The 17,716-nt window shown below is 72.6% G+C and carries 17 protein-coding genes; 9 read left to right on the top strand and 8 right to left on the bottom strand.

The window, feature by feature from the left end; all coding sequences use genetic code 11:
• Positions 1 to 48 precede the first annotated feature (48 nt).
• Complete coding sequence (locus tag ABT360_RS09770; protein WP_351813382.1) at positions 49 to 3,276, top strand: tetratricopeptide repeat protein; 3,228 nt, start codon at positions 49 to 51, stop codon at positions 3,274 to 3,276.
• 362 nt (positions 3,277 to 3,638) lie between these two features.
• Here the strand turns inward: ABT360_RS09770 and ABT360_RS09765 are convergent, their stop codons facing one another.
• Both ABT360_RS09765 and mca read right to left on the bottom strand, forming a co-directional pair.
• Positions 3,639 to 3,881, bottom strand: coding sequence for a hypothetical protein (locus ABT360_RS09765; RefSeq protein WP_444852206.1), 243 nt, complete (start codon positions 3,879 to 3,881; stop codon positions 3,639 to 3,641).
• Entirely contained in the window at positions 3,874 to 4,755 is an 882-nt protein-coding gene (gene mca, locus ABT360_RS09760; RefSeq protein ID WP_351813348.1) for a mycothiol conjugate amidase Mca, read from the bottom strand. Before mca ends, ABT360_RS09765 begins: the two co-directional genes overlap by 8 nt.
• A gap of 151 nt (positions 4,756 to 4,906) precedes the next feature.
• Here mca and ABT360_RS09755 point away from each other — a divergent pair, with 151 nt between their 5' ends.
• Positions 4,907 to 5,308, top strand: coding sequence for a DUF4307 domain-containing protein (locus tag ABT360_RS09755; RefSeq protein ID WP_351813345.1), 402 nt, complete (start codon positions 4,907 to 4,909; stop codon positions 5,306 to 5,308).
• Positions 5,309 to 5,486: 178 nt separating this feature from the next.
• Positions 5,487 to 5,984, top strand: a complete 498-nt coding sequence (greA, locus tag ABT360_RS09750) for a transcription elongation factor GreA (RefSeq protein ID WP_351813343.1) — start codon at positions 5,487 to 5,489, stop codon at positions 5,982 to 5,984.
• Between the two features lie 63 nt (positions 5,985 to 6,047).
• Here the strand turns inward: greA and ABT360_RS09745 are convergent, their stop codons facing one another.
• The 3 genes from ABT360_RS09745 to ilvA form a co-directional block, all read right to left on the bottom strand.
• Positions 6,048 to 6,899 carry an ABC transporter permease gene (locus ABT360_RS09745; RefSeq protein WP_351813341.1) on the bottom strand — a complete coding sequence of 284 codons (852 nt, stop codon included), beginning with the start codon at positions 6,897 to 6,899 and terminating at the stop codon, positions 6,048 to 6,050.
• On the bottom strand, positions 6,896 to 7,915 hold the full coding sequence (locus ABT360_RS09740; RefSeq protein WP_351813339.1) for an ATP-binding cassette domain-containing protein: 1,020 nt from the start codon (positions 7,913 to 7,915) through the stop codon (positions 6,896 to 6,898). Before ABT360_RS09740 ends, ABT360_RS09745 begins: the two co-directional genes overlap by 4 nt.
• Before the next feature lie 157 nt (positions 7,916 to 8,072).
• On the bottom strand, positions 8,073 to 9,302 hold the full coding sequence (gene ilvA, locus ABT360_RS09735; protein ID WP_351813337.1) for a threonine ammonia-lyase: 1,230 nt from the start codon (positions 9,300 to 9,302) through the stop codon (positions 8,073 to 8,075).
• A gap of 132 nt (positions 9,303 to 9,434) precedes the next feature.
• Here ilvA and ABT360_RS09730 point away from each other — a divergent pair, with 132 nt between their 5' ends.
• From ABT360_RS09730 to ABT360_RS09720, 3 genes are read left to right on the top strand one after another with little or no spacing between them, the layout of a single operon-like run.
• On the top strand, positions 9,435 to 9,971 hold the full coding sequence (locus ABT360_RS09730) for a MarR family winged helix-turn-helix transcriptional regulator (protein WP_351813335.1): 537 nt from the start codon (positions 9,435 to 9,437) through the stop codon (positions 9,969 to 9,971).
• 32 nt (positions 9,972 to 10,003) lie between these two features.
• Positions 10,004 to 10,456 (top strand): sigma factor-like helix-turn-helix DNA-binding protein, encoded by a 453-nt coding sequence (locus ABT360_RS09725; protein WP_351813333.1) that lies wholly within the window; start codon positions 10,004 to 10,006, stop codon positions 10,454 to 10,456.
• Positions 10,453 to 10,701: a hypothetical protein gene (locus ABT360_RS09720; protein WP_351813331.1), complete on the top strand. Its 249-nt coding sequence runs from the start codon at positions 10,453 to 10,455 to the stop codon at positions 10,699 to 10,701. The genes ABT360_RS09725 and ABT360_RS09720 overlap by 4 nt, the downstream gene beginning before the upstream one ends.
• Before the next feature lie 24 nt (positions 10,702 to 10,725).
• Here the strand turns inward: ABT360_RS09720 and ABT360_RS09715 are convergent, their stop codons facing one another.
• A complete protein-coding gene (locus ABT360_RS09715; protein ID WP_351813329.1) occupies positions 10,726 to 11,880 on the bottom strand; it encodes a cystathionine gamma-synthase in 1,155 nt (384 codons plus the stop codon).
• 60 nt (positions 11,881 to 11,940) lie between these two features.
• Between ABT360_RS09715 and ABT360_RS09710 the strand changes: the two genes are divergently transcribed.
• The 3 genes from ABT360_RS09710 to abc-f all read left to right on the top strand — a co-directional run bounded on the left by ABT360_RS09710 (position 11,941) and on the right by abc-f (position 15,758).
• Positions 11,941 to 13,050 (top strand): hypothetical protein, encoded by a 1,110-nt coding sequence (locus ABT360_RS09710; RefSeq protein WP_351813327.1) that lies wholly within the window; start codon positions 11,941 to 11,943, stop codon positions 13,048 to 13,050.
• Positions 13,051 to 13,145: 95 nt separating this feature from the next.
• On the top strand, positions 13,146 to 13,808 hold the full coding sequence (gene msrA / locus ABT360_RS09705; protein ID WP_351813325.1) for a peptide-methionine (S)-S-oxide reductase MsrA: 663 nt from the start codon (positions 13,146 to 13,148) through the stop codon (positions 13,806 to 13,808).
• Between the two features lie 330 nt (positions 13,809 to 14,138).
• Complete coding sequence (abc-f, locus tag ABT360_RS09700) at positions 14,139 to 15,758, top strand: ribosomal protection-like ABC-F family protein (RefSeq protein ID WP_351813323.1); 1,620 nt, start codon at positions 14,139 to 14,141, stop codon at positions 15,756 to 15,758.
• Between the two features lie 37 nt (positions 15,759 to 15,795).
• On the opposite strand, the gene ABT360_RS09695 is transcribed toward abc-f, so the two are convergent.
• On the bottom strand, positions 15,796 to 16,143 hold the full coding sequence (locus ABT360_RS09695; RefSeq protein WP_351813322.1) for a DUF1330 domain-containing protein: 348 nt from the start codon (positions 16,141 to 16,143) through the stop codon (positions 15,796 to 15,798).
• A gap of 204 nt (positions 16,144 to 16,347) precedes the next feature.
• Positions 16,348 to 17,613, bottom strand: a complete 1,266-nt coding sequence (locus tag ABT360_RS09690; protein WP_351813320.1) for a L,D-transpeptidase — start codon at positions 17,611 to 17,613, stop codon at positions 16,348 to 16,350.
• Between the last annotated feature and the right edge of the window lie 103 nt (positions 17,614 to 17,716).

Here is a 17,716-nt window from a genome sequence, read left to right as displayed (position 1 = left end):
ACTTGTCCCCGGAGCGATCGCTTGCGGAGGGGGACGCGGATGACACGGATGCGGGAGAACCACCGGGCGGAGGCCGAGCGGCTGCTGGCCCGGGCCGTGGAGGAGGAGGTGCGGCGCTCGGGCGGCCGGGCCGACGCGGGGGTGCTGCTGGCGCGGGGCAGGGACGCACTGGACACCCTGGCGGCGAACGCCGCGGAGGAGTACGCGGCGTACACGGCGGCGCTGGACGAGGCGGAGGCGGACCGGCCGGCGCTGTCCGAGCGGCTGAGCGGGCAGGCCGTCGGGGCGCCCGGCCTGGTCACCGCGGTCGCGGCGGTGGCGGCGATCGGCGCGGACCTGGCGCTGGGCACGGCGGCGGGCACGGCGCTGGGGGCAGGGGCGGTGGTGGCGGTCGCCGGGGCGGCGGCGACCGTGCTGAAGGCGACCGCGGGGCACTGGCCGGCCGCGCACCGCCGGGCCGGGGCGCTGGGCCAGCCCGGCGGGCCGGAGCAGCTGCGGCTGCAGTGGCTGACGGCACTGGAGGTACGGGGCATCCGCCCGTTCCTGGACCAGCAGCGGATCCTGGCGGCGGCGGCCGGGACGAAACCGGAGCCGCAGGCCGCGCCGCGGTTGCGCGGGCTCGACCGCAGCGCGATCGCCCGCCGGCGCGCCGCCCTGGAGCAGTCCTACGGGCACCTGCCGGAGCCGGACGCGCCGTTCACGGGGCGGCGTGCGGAGCTGGAGCGGATCGAGCGGTGGGTGCGGGAGGCACGGGCGTCCACCGAGACGCGTCCGGTGGTCGTGGTGCTGCACGGCGAGCCCGGCGCGGGCCGCACCGCCCTGGCCGTGCGGGCGGCGCACCGGTTGCGGGACCTGTTCCGCGGGGCGTGCCTGGTGGACCTGCGGGGCGGGGGCGGCGACGAGCCTCCGCTGACGACGCGGGACGCGCTGCTGAACCTGCTGAACCGGCTGGGCGCGCCGCGTGAGCAGTTGCTGCCCCGGGACCGGTCGTCGGCGGAGCAGCAGGTGCGCAGGCTGGCCGAGGTGTACCACCAGCATCTGACCGGACTGCCGGTGACGGTGGTGCTGGACGACGCGCACGACGCCGCCCGGGTCCGCACGCTGATCCCGGAGCGCTCGGACGGCCTGGTGCTGGTCACGGCGCGCGAACCGCTGGAGCTGGGTGAGGACGTGCCGGCGTGGGTGCACCACCTGCCGGTGGGCGGGCTGGACGAGGCGGACGCCGAGGAGCTGCTGCGGGACGCCGCCGGGGGGCCGGGGGCCGGGCCGTACGACGCGGAGGGCACGGAGCGGCTGCGCGAGCTGTGCGGCGGGCTGCCGCTGGCGCTGCGGGTGGCGGGTTCGGCGATCTGTGCGCGTCCGGTGGGCGAGGTCGTGGGGCTGCTGGCCGGGCGGGAGGGCGGCCCGGTCGAGCGGGCCCTGTCGGCGTGCTACGCGGCCGAACTGGACGACGACCAGCGGCGGCTGCTGCGGCGCCTGGCGCTGGCGGGCCGGGCGTCCCTCGGCGCGGCGGCGGCCGCGGCTCTGCTGGCGGCCGGCGAGGAGGAGGGGCGGCAGCGGCTGCGGGAGCTGGCGCGGGCGGGGCTGCTGGACCAGGTGCGGGGTGACCGGTTCCGGCTGCACGACGCGGTACGGGCGTTCGCGGCGGCGCGGCTGCGCGAGGAGGAGGACGCGGACGGGATCGCGGCCGCGCAGGAACGGCTGATCCGCAACTACGCGGAGCTCGCCGACGCGGTGATCCGCATGGTCGACGGCAAGATGTCGACGCGCGCCGGCCAGGGGGCCCGCTTCGACGGACACGGCTTCGCGTCGCTGGACGCGGCGCTGCGCTGGCTGGACGACGAGTCGGCGTTCATCACGGCCGCGCTGCGGGGCGCGGAGGGCGTGAGCCGGCAGACGGTGCTGGACCTGCTGGGCGCGCTGTGCGACTACTGCCTGCTGCGCGGCGACCTGCACCGGCTGGGCGAGCTCCAGCAGCTCACGGAGGCCGTGGACCAGGGACTGCTGGTGCGGTCGGTGCAGTGGCGGACGGGTATCGCGGCGCGGCAGCTCGGGGAACTGGACACGGCGCGTACGACGCTGACGTCGGTGGTGTCGCTGTACCAGGAGGCCCACCAGGACGCGGGGGCGGCGCTGGCCCTGTGCTCGCTGGGCATCACCCTCCAGCACCAGGGCAATCTGCCGGAGGCGGCGGCGCGGCTGCGCGAGGCGCTGGCGCTCCAGGCGTCACCTGAGCTGGCGGCGGACCGGGCGTGGACGCTGCACGCCCTGGCGGCGGTGGAGCGGGACCGGGCGAACCTCGCGGAGGCGCTCGGCCTGCTCGGCACGGCGCTCGCGCTGCACCGGGAGAGCGAGTCGCTGCACGGCGAGGCGTGGGCGCACTTCCAGCTGGGCCAGGTGTGCCTGCGGATGGGGGACGTGCCGCGCGCGGAGCAGGAGCTGCGCACGGCACTGGAGCTGTACGGGCGCACGCACGACGGACGCGGCGAGGCGTGGGCGCTGACCCAGCTCGGCCGGGCCCGCCTCGTGGACGGCGACCCGGGCCCGGCGGCGGAGCAGCTGAGCACGGCCCTGGCCCGGCACCGGGACAACGAGGACGTGCGCGGCGAGGCGTGGACGCTGTACTACCTGGGCCAGGCGCTGGAGGACCGGGGCGAGACGGATGAGGCGGTACGGGAGCTGGAGCGGGCCCGCACGATGTTCTCGCGGATGCGGGACGTGTACGGCCTGGCGTGCGCCCGCCACCATTCGGGCCGCGCCACCCGCGACCAGCGCGCCGCCCGGACGGGAAACCTCCGCAACTCGGGCTTCGCCCGCCAGCTCCTGGTGGACGCCCGAGCGGATTTCCGCCGCATCGGCGTGGCCCACGGCGAGGCGTGGACGTGTCTGGAGCTGGCGGTCATCGACGCGGGCAACAGCCGCGCCCCGCAGGCGCTGGCCCTGTGCGACGAGGCGACCGCCCTGTTCGACTCGTACGGCGACCTCCGCGGCGCGGACTGGTCCCGTTTCCTGCGCTGCACCCTGCTGCCGTACGCCTCCCCGGGCGGCGTGGAGGTCGGCACGGTGGTCGCCCAGCAGGAGCTCACGGCACTGGCGGACGCCAAGCACCCGGCCCGCGACCCCCGGCTGGAGGACGCCCTGACGGCCTGGTCCCTCGTCCTGGAACGCGGCATCCGACTGGAGTCGCCCTGGCAGGCCTGGACACTCGGTCTGACCCCCGACCGCCACGCCCGCGAGGTCATGGGCGTCCCCACGGATGTCCCGGCCCGCCCTTGACCCACCCCCTCCGGACACACCCCAGCCCCGGGCGGGCCGCCACGAAGCGGGTCCTGTCACGGCCCCCGCACCGGCGCGGCCCCCGACCGGATACGGCCCCGAGCCGGACACGGCCCCGAGCCGAATACGCACGCCGAGCCGGACACGGCCCCGAGCCGAATACGCGCCCCGAGCCGAATACGCGCCCCGAGCCGGACACGGGCCCCGAGCCGCTGAATGCCCGCCGGCCCCGTCACGCGGCCACCCCGGGCCCGGCCGGGGCACGCCGCGGCTCCACGGTCACCCGGCCGGGGCACGCCGCGGCTCCACGGCCGCCCCGGTGGGCGGCCGTGGAGCCGTGACGACGATCTGGCGCGGAGTCGTTACCGCGCGCTCTTGCCTGCCTTGCCCTCGGGGCCCGCGGCCGCCGGGGCCTCGGGGGCTTCCTCGAAGTCGACTTTGCCCATGTGGCGGTTCATCGACTTCATCAGCATCCACACGCCCAGGGCCATGACCGCGAAGACGATGAAACCGAGGACGCCGGGGGTCACCTTGTTCTCGTCGAGCTCCTTGGCGGCGAGCGGGACGAGCTGGGTCAGTGCCTGGTGTGCGCTCATATCAGGCATTGTCGCGGATGCCCGCGAAGAGGTCGTCCTCGGGGAGGGAGGTATCCACCACGGACTTGGCCAGCTCGTAGTCCTCCGTCGGCCAGACCTCCTTCTGGATCTCCATCGGCACGCGGAACCAGCCGCCGTCCGGGTCGATCTGGGTCGCGTGGGCGATCAGGGCCTTGTCGCGGATCTCGAAGAAGTCCGCGCACGGAACGTGCGTGGTCAGGGTCCGCTCGGCGCGCTCGAACTCCTCCCAGCGCTTCAGCCACTCCCCGTACGGCGACTCCAGGCCGCGGGCCAGCAGTGCCTCGTGCAGGGCGACCGTGCGGGGACGGTTGAAGCCCTGGTTGTAGTACACCTTCGAGGGCTGCCAGACGGGGCCGAACTCCGACTCCGGGTACTTCTCGGCGTCCGCCGCACCGTCGAAGGCCACCATCGTGATCTTGTGGGTCATGATGTGGTCGGGGTGCGGGTAACCGCCGTTCTCGTCGTACGTGGTGATGACCTGCGGGCGGAAGGCCCGGATGGACTTCACCAGGCGGCCGGCGGCCTTGTCGACGTCCTCCAGGGCGAAGCAGCCCTGGGGCAGCGGCGGAAGCGGGTCGCCCTCGGGAAGACCCGAGTCGACGAAGCCCAGCCACTCCTGCTTGACGCCCAGGATCTCGCGGGCCTCGTCCATCTCCTTGCGGCGTACCTCGTGGATGTTCTCCTCGATGTACGGGTCACCCTGGAGCTTCGGGTTGAGGATGGAACCGCGCTCGCCTCCGGTGCAGGTCACGACCAGCACGTCCACCCCCTCGGACACATACTTGGCCATCGTCGCCGCGCCCTTGCTCGACTCGTCGTCGGGGTGGGCGTGAACGGCCATCAGTCGCAGCTGCTCAGTCAAGACTCGATCCTCATGAATTGTCACGGTCAATAGGGGCCGTCCCAAGGGGACGTCGATGCGGGGTGGCGGTCGGGCGGCGGGAGGGCGGCTTCTATAGTGACGGAATCGGTGGGCGGAAAATTCCGCCGTTCGGCCGAGGAGAGGAACGATCATGAGTGCGGTACGGGAAGGGCTGCCCGAGGGCCGGTACGGCCGCTCGGCGGACGAGCGTGCCGACCGCAAACTCAAGATCGTCGGCTCGGTGCTGGGCGTCGCTCTGCTCGCCATGGTCGGCTGGTTCGGGTACGACTACATCGCCGGGCAGCGGATCAGCGCCGAGGTGATCAAGTTCGATCTCTCGGCCGACGACCGGGTCCAGGTGCACCTGGAGGTCCGCAAGGACAGGGACGCCAAGGGCTCCTGCACGCTGCGCGCCCTCGCGGAGAACGGTGGCGAGGTGGGCCACAAGGACGTCCGGTTCGACCAGGCCGAAGAGCGGATCGACCAGGTGGTCACCGTGCGTACGACGGCCGAGGCGACGAGCGCGGAGCTGCTCGGCTGCACCTCGGAGTAGCCGCGCCACGCATCCGGTCCGTGTCCACGCCGTGACCTGCACGGACACAGATTCCGGGGCTTTCGTCCTCCCCCTTGCCCGCCGAAATTGTTAGGCTCGTGGTTTCGCCCATCCAGGAAGGCACAATCCTTCTGGGTAGGGCGATGCTTTGTATTCCCAGTACCGACGAGGAGCACCTGTGACCCAGACCAGCGAAAACGTCACCTGGCTCACCCAGGAGGCGTACAACCAGCTCAGGGCCGAGCTGGAGTACCTGTCTGGTCCCGCGCGAACCGAGATCGCCGCCAAGATCGCGGCGGCGCGCGAGGAGGGCGACCTGCGCGAGAACGGCGGGTACCACGCGGCCAAGGAGGAGCAGGGCAAGCAGGAGCTGCGCGTACGGCAGCTCACCCAGCTCCTGGAGCACGCGAAGGTGGGCGAGGCTCCCGCGGAGAGCGGCGTCGTGGCGCCCGGCATGGTGGTCACGATCGCGTTCGACGGCGACGAGGACGACACCGTGACCTTCCTGCTCGCCTCGCGCGAGTACGCGAGCTCCGACATCGAGACGTACTCCCCGCAGTCGCCGCTCGGCTCGGGCGTCAACGGCAAGAAGGTCGGCGAGGAGGCGGAGTACGAGCTGCCGAACGGCAAGAAGGCGTCCGTCACGATCCTCGACGCGAAGCCGTACTCGGGCTGAGACATCCGGCACCGGAAAGGGCCGGGCCGCGCACCGTCGGTGCGCGGCCCGGCCCTTTCGGCGTTATGCCGCCGAGCGGTACTTGCGCACCGCGAGGGTGCGGAACACCGCGATGATCAGCAGCGACCAGAGGACCGAGGCCCACACCGGGTGCTCCATGGGCCCGGCGGTGGAGTTCGAGACGCCCGGGTTGCCGAAAAGCTCCCGGCAGGCCTGCACGGTGGCGCTGAAGGGGTTCCACTCGGCGATGTGGCGCAGCCACGGTGTCATCCGGGAGGAGTCCACGAACGCGTTGGACAGGAACGTCACGGGGAAGAGCCAGATCAGCCCGCCGGACGTGGCCGCCTCGGGGGTACGTACGGAGAGGCCGATCAGCGCGCCGATCCAGGAGAACGCGTATCCGAGCAGGAGCAGCAGCGCGAAGGCGCCGAGCGCCTTGGGCACGCCCTCGTGGATGCGCCAGCCGACGAGGAGGGCCACGGCCGCGAGGACGACGACGGTGAGCGCGGTCTGTACGAGGTCGGCGAGCGTACGTCCGGTGAGGACCGCGCCGCGGGCCATGGGCAGGGACCGGAACCGGTCGATGAGGCCCTTGTGCATGTCGTCGGCGATGCCCGCGCCCGCACCCGCGGTGGCGAAGGTGACGGTCTGGGCGAAGATGCCGGCCATCAGGAAGTTGCGGTAGACGTCCGGGTCGGTGGTTCCGCCGATGTTCATCGAGCCGCCGAAGACGTAGCTGAACAGCACCACGAACATGATCGGCTGGATGAGCCCGAAAATGACCATTTCCGGGATCCGGGACATACGGATCAGGTTGCGCCGGGCGACGACGAGGGAGTCGGCCACCGACTGGGCGATGCCGCCGCGCGGCTTGGGGGCGGCGAGCCGGGGGGTGGTGTCGGACACGGCACTCACTTCGCGGCCTCCTTCCGGCCGCCCTTGCGGTCGTCCTCGGGGGTGACCGCACGGCCACCGCCCTCGTCGTCGGCCAGCTCGGCGGCGTGGCCGGTCAGCGAGATGAACACGTCGTCGAGGGTGGGGCGGCGCAGACCGATGTCGTCGATCTCGACCCCCCGGGTGTCCAGTTCGCGGATGACCTCGGCGAGCAGCTTGGCACCGCCGGTCACCGGGACGGTCAGCTTGCGGGTGTGCGTCTCGACGGCGACCTCCCCCTTGCCGAAGCCCGCGAGGACGGCGCGGGCGGGGGCGATCTGGTCGGGCTGGTGGACGACGACCTCGACGCGCTCGCCGCCGGTGCGGAGCTTGAGCTGGTCGGAGGTGCCGCGGGCGATGACCTTGCCGTGGTCGACGACGCAGATGTCGTGCGCCAGGTGGTCGGCCTCCTCCAGGTACTGCGTGGTCAGCAGCAGGGTCGTGCCGCCGGCGACCAGTTCCTGGATGACGTCCCACAGCTGCTGCCGGTTGCGCGGGTCGAGTCCGGTGGTCGGCTCGTCCATGAACATCACGGGCGGCGACACCACGAGCGCGGCGGCGAGGTCGAGGCGGCGGCGCATGCCGCCGGAGTAGGTCTTGGCGGGGCGGTCGGCGGCTTCGGCGAGGTTGAACCGCTCCAGCAGCTCGCCCGCGCGTATCTTCGCCGCCTTGCCGGACATCTGGTAGAGCTGGCCGACCATGTGGAGGTTCTCGCGGCCGGTGAGGTACTCGTCCACGGCCGCGAACTGGCCGGAGAGGCCGATGGCCCGGCGGACTTCGTTGGGGTGCTTGAGGACGTCTATGCCCGCGACGACCGCTTTGCCGCTGTCGGGCTTGAGCAGGGTGGTGAGTACGCGCACGGCGGTGGTCTTGCCGGCACCGTTGGGGCCGAGAAGCCCCAGGACGGTCCCTTCGGGGACGTCGAGGTCCACGCCGTCCAGAGCCCGTACGTCGCCGAAGGTCTTCACCAGACCTTCGGCGTGAATTGCGCCTGGCATGTGGCTTCTCCCGTTGATGGGGTGAATCGCTACCCGAAGCGTAGGGATGCCGGGCGGGGACCGCCCGGAAATTACATGACCGACCGCAGGCTAACGCGATACATCGCGACTCACAAGAGGCTCCGCCCCGGCCTCGATCCGGAGCGGGGCGTCGCCGTCAGGGCATCACCGTGTAGCCCGCCTCACGCAGGGCCGAGGCGACCTCGTCGCAGTGTTCGGGCCCCTTCGTCTCCAGGTGGAGCTCCACCTCGACCTCCGTCAGGCCCAGGCGCGGGTCGGTGCGGACGTGGCCGACGTCCAGGACGTTGGCGTCGACGACCGACAGCACGCCCAGCAGCGTCGCGAGGGCGCCCGGGCGGTCCGTGAGGCGCAGCCGGAGGCTCAGGTAGCGGCCGGCCGCCGCCATGCCGTGGCGCAGGATGCGCTGCATCAGCAGCGGGTCCACGTTCCCGCCCGACAGCACCGCCACCACCGGCCCGGTGAACGCCTCGGGCGCGCCCAGCAGCGCCGCCACCGGGCTCGCCCCGGCCGGTTCCACCACCAGCTTGGCCCGCTCCAGGCACAGCAGCAGCGCCGACGACAGCTGGTCCTCCGACACCGTGCGCACCTCGTCGACCAGCTCCTCCACGATCCCGAACGGCACGTCGCCGGGGCGCCGCACATGGATGCCGTCCGCCATCGTGGGCGCGGTGTCGATGGCCAGCGGGTGGCCCGCCGCCAGCGACGGCGGGTACGCGGCCGCCGCCTCCGCCTGCACACCGATCACCTTCACGTCCGGCCGCAGTGCCTTGACCGCCACCGCGATGCCCGCCGCGAGCCCGCCGCCGCCGACCCCGACGAGGACGGTCCGCACCTCGGGGCACTGTTCGAGGATCTCCAGCCCCACCGTGCCCTGCCCGGCGATGATGTCCCGGTGGTCGAAGGGGTGGATGAACACCGCGCCGGTGTCGTGCGCGTACTCCTGCGCCGCCGCCAGCGTCTCGTCGACCACGTGCCCGTGCAGCCGCACGTCCGCCCCGTACTCCCGCGTCGCCGCCACCTTCGGCAGCGGGGCGCCCACCGGCATGAACACCGTGGACCGCACGCCCAGCAGCGACGAGGCGAGCGCGACGCCCTGGGCGTGGTTGCCGGCCGACGCCGCGACGACCCCCGCCGCCCGCTCCTCCGGGCGCAGCCCGGAGATCCGCACGTAGGCGCCCCGCAGCTTGAACGACCCCGTCCGCTGGAGGTTCTCGCACTTGAAGTGGACCGGCGAACCCACCAGCCGCGACAGGTACCGGCTGCCCTCCATGGGGGTCACTCTGGCCACCCCGGAAAGCATCTTCTGCGCCCCGCGGACGTCGTCGAGAATGACGGGGTGTGAGGGGTGTGGCGTACCGAAGCTCATGACGCCAAGTCTCGCAGCTCATCACGTTTGTGCAGCGCTGGTACCAAGGCGCACGGGGCCGCGTACTCTGTCCCCCACCAACCGACCACCACCGCACGAGAGAGCCCCGCAGCCATGCCCACATCTCAGGACATGACGACTCCTGCGCCTGTCTCCCCGGGGACCACCCCCGAACCCCCGGGCGACCACGGTCTCCTCGATGCCCTCCAGCACCAGGTGGCCGTCTTCGCCCGGCGGGCCGAGCAGACCCGCCTCGGCGGCACCGGCCAGCTCCGCAATTCGATGGACCGCGCCGCCTACCTGCTCCTCAACCGTCTCGACCAGGAAGGCCCGATGGGCGTCAAGGCGCTGGCGGCGGGGATGGGCATCGACTCGTCCACGGTCACCCGCCAGGTCGCGCCGCTGGTCGACACCGGCCTGGTCAAGCGCACCTCGCACCCGGAGGACGGCCGTGCCGTCGTGCTCCAGCTGTCGCCGCGCGGCCAGGCCCGCCTGGAGGAGGTCCGCTCCTCGCGGCGCGAGCTGATGGCGCAGGTGACGGACGGCTGGACCGAGGCGGAACGCGAGTCGTTCTGCACCCTGCTCACCCGCTTCAACTCCGCGCTCTCCGCCCGGCAGGCCGGTCTGCCGCCGGCCGACCGGGAGACGGAGGCGGCTCCCGCCTCTTGACCCGGGCCGGGCACCTGGCCTGATATGAGGACGTGCGAGAGCAGCGGCGGCATCAGGCCACGGCGCAGCTCCACCACGCCCGGGACCGGGACTTCGAGGCGTACGTCGCGGGCGCGGCGGGCCGGCTGCTGCACGCCGCCACGCTCCTGACGACCGAGCCGCCCGGCCGCGCCCCCCGCGCGCAGGCCCTGCTGACCGCCGCCCTGGCGGCCACGTACGCCCGCTGGGACCGGTTGCGCGACGAGGACCCGTACGACCTCACCCGCCGTGAGCTGGCCGCCCGGTTCGCCCGCGCGGCCTGGCGCTTCCACCGCCCCTACGGCGGGATCCTGTCCCGGCTCACCCCACTGGAACGGCTGGTCGTCGTGGTGCGCCTGTACGAGGGCGTCGCCGAGGAGCAGACGGCGGCGCTGCTGGGGCTGCCGGCGGACCGGGTGCGGGCGACGTGCACGCGCGCGGTCACCGTCCTGCGGAGGGGGCCGTGAGGGACCGCAAGGAGGACGAGGTCCGTCGCCTGCTCGACGCCCCGGCGCACGTCCAGGTCCCGCCGGACCTGCTGCCCCGCGCGGTGAGCCGCGGCACGCGCGCGCTGCGCCGTGCGCGGTGGCTGCGCCGTGTGCTGTGGGTGCTGCTCACGGTGGCGGCGGTCGCGTTCGCGCTGTGGGCGTCGGTCGCGGAGCCGTGGCGGGCGCCGCCGGCGGACGTCACGCCACCGTTCGAGGGCTGGTGACGTGACGTGACGCGGCCGGTGGGCTCAGCCCAGCGCCTGGCGCAGGTCCTCCAGCAGGTCGTCCGCGTTCTCGATGCCGACCGACAGGCGCACCAGGTCCGCCGGGACCTCCAGCAGCGAACCGGCGACGCTCGCGTGCGTCATCCGGCCCGGGTGCTCGATGAGCGACTCCACGCCGCCCAGGGACTCGCCCAGCGTGAAGAGCTTGGCGCGGTTGCAGACCTCGACGGCCGCCTCCTCGCCGCCCTGGACGCGGAAGGAGATCATGCCGCCGAAGCTGCGCATCTGCTTGGCGGCGACCTCGTGCCCCGGGTGCTCGGGCAGGCCCGGGTAGAGGACCTGGGTGACCTTCGGGTGCTGCTGGAGCATCTCGGCGACGCGGGTGGCGTTCTCGCTGTGCCGGTCCATGCGGACGGCCAGCGTCTTGATGCCGCGCAGCACGATCCACGAGTCGAACGGCCCGGCGACCGCGCCCATCGCGTTCTGGTGGTACGCCAGCTCCTCGCCCAGCGTCTCGTCGGCCGTCACCAGCGCGCCGCCGACGACGTCGGAGTGGCCGCCCATGTACTTGGTCAGCGAGTGCACGACCACGTCCGCCCCGAGCGCCAGAGGCTGCTGGAGGTAGGGGCTGGCGAAGGTGTTGTCGACGACGAGCCTGACGCCCGCCGTGCGGGCGACCTCCGCGAGAGCCGCGATGTCGGTGATGCCGAGCAGCGGGTTCGACGGCGTCTCCACCCAGATCGCCTTCGTCCGGTCGGTGATCGCGTCCCGTACCGCCGCCGGGTCGGAGGTGTCGGCGACCGACCACTCCACGCCCCACCGTGCGACGACCTTCGCGAAGAGGCGGAACGTGCCGCCGTACGCGTCGTTCGGGATGACCACGTGGTCGCCGGGGGCGAGGAGGGCGCGCAGCAGGCAGTCCTCGGCGGCGAGGCCGGAGGCGAAGGCGAGGCCGCGCCGGCCGCCCTCCAGGGCCGCGAGGTTCTCCTCCAGGGCCGTGCGCGTCGGGTTGGCGCTGCGGCTGTACTCGTAGCCGCCGCGCAGGCCGCCCACACCGTCCTGCTTGTAGGTGGACACCTGGTAGATGGGCGGGACGACCGCGCCGGTCAGCGGGTCGGCGGTGTTGCCCGCGTGGATGGCGCGGGTCTCGAAGTTCTGGTGGGTGTGCTCGTCGCTCATGAGCCCCGAGGGTAGTCGCGGGCGGCTGTATGCACCGGACGCGTCCGGGACAATGGCCGTATGGAGATTCTCTGGTTCCTGTTGGCGATGGGCATGATCGCCATGGTCGTCGCGCCCTGGCTGAGGCGCCGCCGCACCGGTGGCGGTATCCGTCTGGTCGCACCCGGTTCGCCGGACGCCGCCGACCCGAGCGCGTACGGGTTCGTACGCCAGGAGCAGCTCGACGTACGGATGCCGGGGCCGGACCAGGACCTCCTCGACGTACTGGAAGTGGTGCAGGGCACGCAGGACTGGCGGGCCGCGTCGCAGCTGCTGGCGGGCACCGACAAGGACGGCGAGGTGCGCTGGCAGCGGGTGCAGGCGTTCGCGGGCGCCGCGTCACTGGAGCTGGCCCGGCAGCCGGGCACGGGAGGGGCGTGGCTGCGGGCGTGGCGCGCGGAGAAGCCCAAGGACCCGGGCGGGGCCGAGGTGCACGCCGAGTTCCTGGTGCAGCAGGCGTGGCGGTCGTCGGCGGCGGGCACGGACGACTTCCGGATCATCCTGGAGGAGGCGCGCACGGTCTGCGAGGAGGCCGCGCTGCTGGCACCCGGCGACCCGGTTCCGTACATCACCGAGCTGGCCGTCGCGCGCGGTCTCGGATACACCCACGAGCAGTTCGACCAGGTCTGGGCGAAGATCATCGACCGGGCGCCGCAGCACATGGGCGCTCACCTGGCGGCCCTGCACTTCTGGTGCGAGAAGTGGCACGGTTCCCGGCAGGACGCGGACCGGTTCGCCACGGCGGCCGCCGCGCGCGCCCCGCAGGGCTCGCTGCTCGCCGCGCTGCCGCTGTTCGCGGTCTTCGAGCACCTGCCGGAGGTGGCGCTGGTCCAGGACTTCTACGGAACCGAGGTGGTGTCGAGGGCCATGGAGGGCGCGCTGTACGCGGTGCACTCGGCCCGCCCGGACGACCCCATGCTGGCGCACGTCCGCCACCTGCTGATCCACTTCCTGGTACGGGCGGAACGCTGGTCGGAGGCCATGCACCAGCTGGTCCACGTGGACGGCCACATCGGCGCGCTCCCGTGGACGCTGAGCGAGGACCCGGCGGCGGAGTACGCGGTCTACCGGGCACTGGCGGTCGCCGGCTACGAGGCGAACGGCGGCAGCCCGGCGACGCTCCCCCACTGACCCCGCGGCGCTCCGGCCCCGGCGCGGAATTCCGGCCGGCACCGGAGCGTTGTCCCGGTGCCGCCCCGGCGTCCCCGCGACAAGGAGACCGAGTCATGCTGTTCGGCCGCACCCCCGTGCTCCCCACCCCCGACCAGGCCCTGCGCGGCCGCCCGGAGCCCGGGTTCACCGTGCCCTCCCGCCACACCGTCCTCGGCAACCCCCTCGAAGGCCCGTACCCGGCCGGCCTGGAGGTCGCGGACTTCGCCCTGGGCTGTTTCTGGGGCGCCGAGCGGAAGTTCTGGCAGACCGACGGCGTGTGGACGACCCTCGTCGGCTACCAGGGCGGCTACACGCGCAACCCCTCGTACGAGGAGGTCTGCTCGGGCATGACGGGTCACACGGAGGTCGTCCGCGTGGTCTTCGACCCGTCCGTGGTCTCCTACGCCGCACTCCTGAAGCTCTTCTGGGAGTCCCACGACCCCACCCAGGGCTTCCGCCAGGGCAATGACGTCGGCACCCAGTACCGCTCGGCGATCTACACGCACTCCCCCGCCCAGGCGCAGACCGCCCAGTCCTCCCGCGACGCCTACCAGCAGGTGCTGACCGGATCCGGGTACGGGGCGATCACCACGGAGATCCTCCCCGCCGACGACCGCCCCTTCTACCCGGCCGAGGCCTACCACCAGCAGTACCTGGACAAGAACCCGGGCGGTTACTGCGGCATCGGCGGTACGGGCGTGAGCTGCCCGATCGGGGTCGCCAAGGCGGATGGCTGACCAGCCGCGCACCGCCCGCCACCGGCTGATCGAAGGACCCTGGGGCATCTGGATGTCCAGCCCGAGGGCCTGGCGGCGGCCCTCCTCCTATGGACCGAGCAGGAGTTCCAGCTCCCGCCCCACCTCGTCGCCGCGGGTTTCGACCGCCGCGCCGGCCGTTACGTCTACCGGTGGCCCTGACCGGCAAATATTCGGTGGAGCGGCGGCAGGCCCGCCCCTACACTCGGGCGCATGGGTGCGTACTACTTCTTTCTCTGATTCCGGGCGCGGACGCGTAGGCGTCCTGCCGTGCCCCGTCCTTCACCGAACCCGGACATCAGGGAAAGACCCATGTGCGATCGCGCCCACACCTCTTCTCAACTCACGCTCAAGGACGTTTCCAAGGCCTACGGGGACAGGTCCGTCCTCGATGGCGTCACGTTCGCCGTCCGTCCCGGCGAGAGGATCGGCGTCATCGGCGAGAACGGCTCCGGCAAGTCCACGCTGCTGCGGCTGATCGCCGGGGCCGACGCCCCCGACAGCGGTGAGGTGACCGTCCGCTTCCCCGGCGGGGTGGCCCATCTGGCGCAGACGCTGGAGCTGGACCCGTCCGCGACCGTGCAGGACGCCGTCGACGCCTCGCTCGCCGAGCTGCGGGAGACGGAGCGGCGGCTGCGGGCGGCCGAGGCGACCCTCGGGGACGCTTCGGAAGCCGAACTGGCCGCGTACGGCGAGCTGTTGAGCGCGTACGAGGACCGCGGCGGTTACCGGGCCGACGCCCGGGTCGACGCCGCCCTGCACGGGCTGGGCGTCGGGCACATCGGCCGGGCGCGGCGGCTCGGGTCGCTGTCCGGCGGCGAGCAGTCGCGGCTGGCCCTGGCCTGCGCGCTGGCCTCGGGCGCGGAGCTGCTGCTGCTCGACGAGCCGACCAACCACCTCGACCGGCAGGCGACCGGCTGGCTGGAGGAGCGGCTGCGGGCGCACCGCGGCACGGTGCTGGCCGTGACGCACGACCGGGCGTTCCTGGAGGCGGTCGCGACCGCGATCCTGGAGGTCGACCGGGACACCCGGGCGGTGACCCGGTACGGGGACGGCTGGGCCGGTTACCGGGCGGCCAAGGCCGCGGCCCGCCGCCGCTGGGAGCTGGACCACCAGGCCTGGCTGGACGACCTGGCGGACACGGAGGCCCTGGTCGCGGCGGCCGGGCAGCGGCTGGCCGCCTCGGGCGGGGACCCGCGCGAGGGCTTCGGCAAGCACCGGCGCTCGCACGAGGCGAAGCTGTCCGGTCGGGTCAGGGCGGCGCGGCAGCGGCTGGATCGGCTGCGGCGGGAGCCGGTTCCGGCGCCCCCCGAGCCGTTGCGGTTCACGCCCCGGCTGACGGCCGCGCCGGGAACGGCCGACGTGGCCGTGGAGCTGGACGGCGTGGTCGTCGGGGACCGGCTGCGGGTGGCGGACCTGACCGTCGGGGCGGGCGGCCGGCTGCTGGTGACCGGCCCGAACGGTGCCGGGAAGACGACCCTGCTGCGGGTGATCGCCGGTGACCTGCGCCCCGACGAGGGCTCCGTGCACCGCCCGGCCCGGGTGGGCTACCTCCCGCAGGAGCTGCCCGCGCGCCCGCCCTGCCGCCCGCTGCTGGCGGCGTACGCGGCCGGGCGCCCGGGTGTGCCGGAGGACCACGCGGAGGAGCTGCTGGCGCTCGGGCTGTTCCGGGAGGAAGACCTGCCGGTTCCGGTGGACGCCCTGTCGGTGGGCCAGCGGCGGCGCCTGGAGCTGGCCCGCCTGATGACGCGCCCCGTCGGCCTCCTCGTACTGGACGAGCCGACGAACCATGTGGCGCTCGGCCTGGTCGAGGAGCTGGAGGCGGCGATGGAGGCGTACGCGGGGGCGGTCGTCGTGGTCTCGCACGACCGCCGCTTCCGCAGCGCCTTCGCGGGCGAGCGACTGGAACTGCGCGCGGGACTGGTCGCGTGACTGCCCTTCAGGCGCCGGTCCCGGGCCTGATCACGCGTCAGGCCCGGGCCGCCCGCAGCATCGCGGCCGTCGCCGCCGGGTCGTAGTCCGGGGCGACGCCGTCGACGAGCAGGATGTCGCCGTCCATGTGGCGGGTGCGCAGGGGGATGAGCCGCTGGTAGGCGTCGGAGTCGTACCAGTCGCGCGCGTGGTCCATCGACGGGAAGCCGATGATCACGAGCGCGGTGGTCCACTCCCCTTCGCGTACCTCCATGGCCGGTGCGCCGTGGACGAGGAAGCGGCCGCCGAAGGGGTCGAGGGTGCCCTGGATGCGCTCCATGTAGGCGAAGATGTCGTCGTCGAGCCGGGCCGGGGGCTTCAGGTTGCCGATGGCGTAGGCGGGCATGGGCTCCTCCTCGGGTGGGGATGACCCCATGCTCCCCGGGGGTGCCGTCCGGGGTCGATTACCCCGGGCGTCATGGACGGCGCCGGATCGTCGCGGCGCCGATGACGAAGCGGTACCCGGACGTCGCTCCTGAGCGTGCGCCCGTGGACGACGAAGGCGGCGGCCTCCGTCAGGAGAACCGCCGCCCGCCGTCGATTCGGTGGATCAGACCGCCGAGCCGGCCTTCCACTCCGCCCAGCTCATGTTCCAGCCGTTGAGGCCGTTGTCCGGGGCGATGGTCTTGTCCTTGGAGTTTTTGACGACGACCACGTCACCGACGATCGAGTTGTCGTAGAACCACGCACCGGGCTGGTTCGGGTCGTCGGCGCCCTTGGCGTCGTTGAGGCCCACGCAGCCGTGGCTGGTGTTGACCTTGCCGAAGATCGAGTCGGAGCCCCAGTAGTTGCCGTGGATGAAGGTGCCCGACGTGGACAGCCGCATGGCGTGCGGCACGTCCTTGATGTCGTACTCGCCCTTGCCGTCCTTCTTGGTGAAGCCGACCGTCGAACCGTCCATCCGGGTCTCCTTGAACTTCTCGGAGATGACCATCTGGCCGTTGTAGGTCGGGTTCTCGGGGGCGCCGGCGGAGATCGGGATGGTCTTGATCGTCTTGCCGTCCTGGGTGACCGTCATGGTCTTGGCGGCGGCGTCGACGGTGGAGACCTGGTTGCGGCCGATGGTGAAGGTGACGGTCTTCTGCTGGACGCCGTAGACGCCGTCGGAGCCCTCGACACCGTCGAGGTTCAGCTTCAGCGTGACCTTGGAGCCCTCGGCCCAGTAGTTCTCGGGGCGGAAGTCGAGGCGCTGGGAGTTGAACCAGTGCCCGACGACCTCCTGGCCGCTGCTGGAGGACACGGAGATGCCGGACTGGACGGCCTTCTTGTCCGTGATCGGCTTGTTGAAGTTGATGGAGACGGGCATGCCGACGCCGACCGTGGAGCCGTCCTCGGGGGTGTAGTTCCCGATGAAGCTGTTCTCCTTGGACACGGTGGTGAAGGAGGAGTTCTCGTGGGCCTCCCGGCCCTCGGAGTCCTTGGCCGTGACGGCGATCTTGTAGGTGGTGGCCCGTTCCAGCTGCTCGCTGGGCTTCCAGCTCTTGCTGTCGGCGGCCATCTCGCCCTTGACGGTCTTGCCGTCCGGGGACGTCATGGTCACCTGGGTGAGCGTGCCCTCGCTGACGGTGACCTTGGCGTCGTCGTTGATGCCGGCGTTCTGCGCGCCGTTCTTGGGCGAGATCGTTATTCGGGCCTGCGAGGCGTCCTTCGCGGCCGCCGCGTCGACCTGGGACTGTGACGTCTTGGAGCTTTCGGAGGCGTCGGCCTTGTCCTCGCCGCCGCTGCAGCCGGTGAGCACCAGTACGCCGCCGAGCAGTGCGGACGCAGCCGTCAGGCTCTTGCGCCGCTTGCTGTCCGTCATCACACGCTTCTCCATCGTCGCCGAATCCCTGCCAACTGTCTCAACAACACCCATAACAACCCGTCCGGTTCCCCATCAGGCATGGATGTGGGGAACACCACTGATCGACGCACCCCGG

Source organism: Streptomyces sp. NPDC000229 (assembly GCF_040300825.1).
Lineage (GTDB): Bacteria > Actinomycetota > Actinomycetes > Streptomycetales > Streptomycetaceae > Streptomyces.
The sequence above is the reverse complement of the archived record's forward strand: the minus strand, read 5'-3'. Positions and strand labels throughout refer to the sequence as shown.

Excerpts from the sequence above, each read along its gene's own strand:
- abc-f (WP_351813323.1), top strand. The coding sequence starts at position 14,139 with ATGTGCGATCGCGCCCACACCTCTTCTCAACTCACGCTCAAGGACGTT.
- ABT360_RS09715 (WP_351813329.1), bottom strand. The coding sequence starts at position 11,880 with ATGAGCGACGAGCACACCCACCAGAACTTCGAGACCCGCGCCATCCAC.
- ilvA (WP_351813337.1), bottom strand. The coding sequence starts at position 9,302 with ATGAGCTTCGGTACGCCACACCCCTCACACCCCGTCATTCTCGACGAC.
- ABT360_RS09740 (WP_351813339.1), bottom strand. The coding sequence starts at position 7,915 with ATGCCAGGCGCAATTCACGCCGAAGGTCTGGTGAAGACCTTCGGCGAC.
- msrA (WP_351813325.1), top strand. The coding sequence starts at position 13,146 with ATGCTGTTCGGCCGCACCCCCGTGCTCCCCACCCCCGACCAGGCCCTG.
- ABT360_RS09730 (WP_351813335.1), top strand. The coding sequence starts at position 9,435 with ATGACGACTCCTGCGCCTGTCTCCCCGGGGACCACCCCCGAACCCCCG.
- ABT360_RS09690 (WP_351813320.1), bottom strand. The coding sequence starts at position 17,613 with ATGGAGAAGCGTGTGATGACGGACAGCAAGCGGCGCAAGAGCCTGACG.
- ABT360_RS09755 (WP_351813345.1), top strand. The coding sequence starts at position 4,907 with ATGAGTGCGGTACGGGAAGGGCTGCCCGAGGGCCGGTACGGCCGCTCG.
- ABT360_RS09765 (WP_444852206.1), bottom strand. The coding sequence starts at position 3,881 with ATGCCTGATATGAGCGCACACCAGGCACTGACCCAGCTCGTCCCGCTC.
- ABT360_RS09710 (WP_351813327.1), top strand. The coding sequence starts at position 11,941 with ATGGAGATTCTCTGGTTCCTGTTGGCGATGGGCATGATCGCCATGGTC.
- ABT360_RS09770 (WP_351813382.1), top strand. The coding sequence starts at position 49 with ATGCGGGAGAACCACCGGGCGGAGGCCGAGCGGCTGCTGGCCCGGGCC.
- ABT360_RS09695 (WP_351813322.1), bottom strand. The coding sequence starts at position 16,143 with ATGCCCGCCTACGCCATCGGCAACCTGAAGCCCCCGGCCCGGCTCGAC.